We start from the raw sequence: 2,071 nt of genomic DNA on the forward strand, positions 1-2,071 counted from the left end.
TCGCCTGCTTGTCGCGCATCACCGGGCTCCTGATGAGATCGTCCCACACCGGGTTCTCCGGGTCGGTATCGCCGCCGAACGGATCGCCTTGCAGCCTGTCTTGTGCGCCGCGATGCCATAGCCCAACGCGCAGGTCGTCCGGGTTCATCCACGTGTCTTTCGGCAGACGGAACTCGGTGCCGTAGGCTGCGCCGTCGTTGATCATCCGACAGCCCTGCCGCCTCATCGCTTTCCCGAAGCTTTAAACCAACAACATTACTGTGAGCGTGGGCGGCGCTGCTTGCCAAATCGGGCCGCCCGCGCGAAACAGGATGCGCAGGAATCGCGACGGGGGAGCGGAACGGCCATGCCTCAGCTTTTAACGCCGGACATCTGCGTGATCGGCGCGGGATCGGGCGGGCTGTCCGCCGCCGCTATCGCCGCCGCCTTCGGTGTCTCGGTGGTGCTGATCGAGCGCGGCCCGATGGGCGGCGAGTGCCTCAACACAGGCTGCGTGCCGTCGAAGGCGCTGCTCGCCGCCGCGAAGCGGGCACATCAGATCCGCGACGCGGAGAAGTTCGGCATTCGCGTCGGCAATCCCGGTATCGATCATAAGGCCGTCGCGGAGCACGTTGCGGGGGTGGTGGCGGCCATCGCGCCGAACGACTCAGTCGAGCGGTTCAATGGCCTCGGCGTGGATGTCATCAAGGCGAGCGCGCGCTTCGTCGACCCCGACATCGTCGAGGCGGCCGACTACCAGATCAAGGCGCGCCGCTTCGTCATCGCCACCGGCTCCGCGCCCCTGATCCCGCCGATCCCGGTGCTCGACCGCGTCCCTTTTTTTACGAATGAGACGATCTTTCAGAACACGCACCGCCTGCCGCAACTCATTATTCTAGGCGGTGGACCGGCGGGGCTCGAACTGGCGCAGGCTCACAAGCGGCTCGGCAGCGAAGTGACGGTCGTCGAGGCGGGCAAGGCGCTGTCGCGAGACGACGACGAGTTGCGGCAATATCTGCTCAACCGGTTGCGCGACGAGGGCATCCGCGTGCAGGAGAACGCGCGCGTCGAGAGGATCGAGCCGTTCGGCAACAACATCCGCGTGGTGTTCGCGAACCTCGGCCGGACCTATTCCATCGAGGGAACGCACCTCCTCCTTGCGGTGGGCCGCGCGCCCGTTGTCGCCGATCTCAATCTCGAAGCGGCCGGGATCGATTACAGCGAGCGCGGCATCCAGGTCACGAGCGGGCTTCGCACGTCGAACAAACGCGTCTACGCCATCGGCGACGTGACGGGCGAGGTCAACCTCACGCACGCCGCGAATTATCACGCGTCCATCGTCATCAAGAACGCGCTGTTCCGGCTTCCTGCGAAGGCCGATCATTCGACCATTCCGTGGGTGACGTTCACCGACCCTGAGGTGGCCCATGTCGGCCTGACCGAAGACGCGGCGCGGGCTCGCTACGGTAAGCTCGCCATTTTGCGTTGGCCCTACGCCGAGAACGACCGCGCTCAGGCCGAGCGCGAAACGGGCGGTTTCGTGAAGGTCATAGCGTCGCGCCGGGGCAAGATCCTCGGCGCGGGGATCGTCGGCGCGCAGGCGGGCGAACTCATCCAGATGTGGAGCCTCGCCATGCAGAAAGGCATTTCCCTCAAGGCGATGCAAAGCATCGTGTCGCCTTATCCGACGCTCTCCGAAATGAATAAAAGAGCCGCCCTGAACTACTTCGCGCCAAGCGCGCAGAACCCATTCTTGCGACGCATCATTGCATTGCTTGCGAAATTCCGCTGATTCGCGTTATTTAGAAGCGTTGGCAACAGGGTTCTTTGACGCGCTTTGGACACCCGGACTTCAAAAGATCGCGATCACGGCGGAGCGCAGTCTGCGCTGGACCGCATAGAGAAGCGCGCACCCTCGAGAATGGGCTCCATCAGAAGAAGTCTTCCGGCAAGGCTCCTGTTCATGACGATCATGTTTGTCATGGTGGCCGAAGTGCTCATTTTCGTGCCCTCCGTCGCGACTTTCCGCAAAAACTGGCTGATGGAACGTGTCGTTGCCGCGAAGGTCGCCGCGCTCGCGCTTGAGGCATCC

The 2,071-nt window shown here is 63.6% G+C and carries 2 protein-coding genes; one reads left to right on the forward strand and one right to left on the reverse strand.

The genetic code is table 11. The features are described from left to right. Window positions 1–205: hypothetical protein (locus T281_RS16960; RefSeq protein WP_037242392.1), on the reverse strand; the 205-nt coding region annotated here is incomplete at its 3' end. Window positions 206–346: 141 nt separating this feature from the next. Here T281_RS16960 and T281_RS16965 point away from each other — a divergent pair. Beyond that, window positions 347–1,771 (forward strand): dihydrolipoyl dehydrogenase family protein, encoded by a 1,425-nt coding sequence (locus T281_RS16965; RefSeq protein ID WP_037242395.1) that lies wholly within the window; start codon window positions 347–349, stop codon window positions 1,769–1,771. Window positions 1,772–2,071: the final 300 nt, after the last annotated feature.

The organism is Rhodomicrobium udaipurense JA643, from assembly GCF_000636015.1.
In the GTDB taxonomy this organism is placed as follows: Bacteria; Pseudomonadota; Alphaproteobacteria; order Rhizobiales; family Rhodomicrobiaceae; genus Rhodomicrobium; species Rhodomicrobium udaipurense.

Excerpts from the sequence above, each read along its gene's own strand:
- T281_RS16965 (WP_037242395.1), top strand. The coding sequence starts at position 347 with ATGCCTCAGCTTTTAACGCCGGACATCTGCGTGATCGGCGCGGGATCG.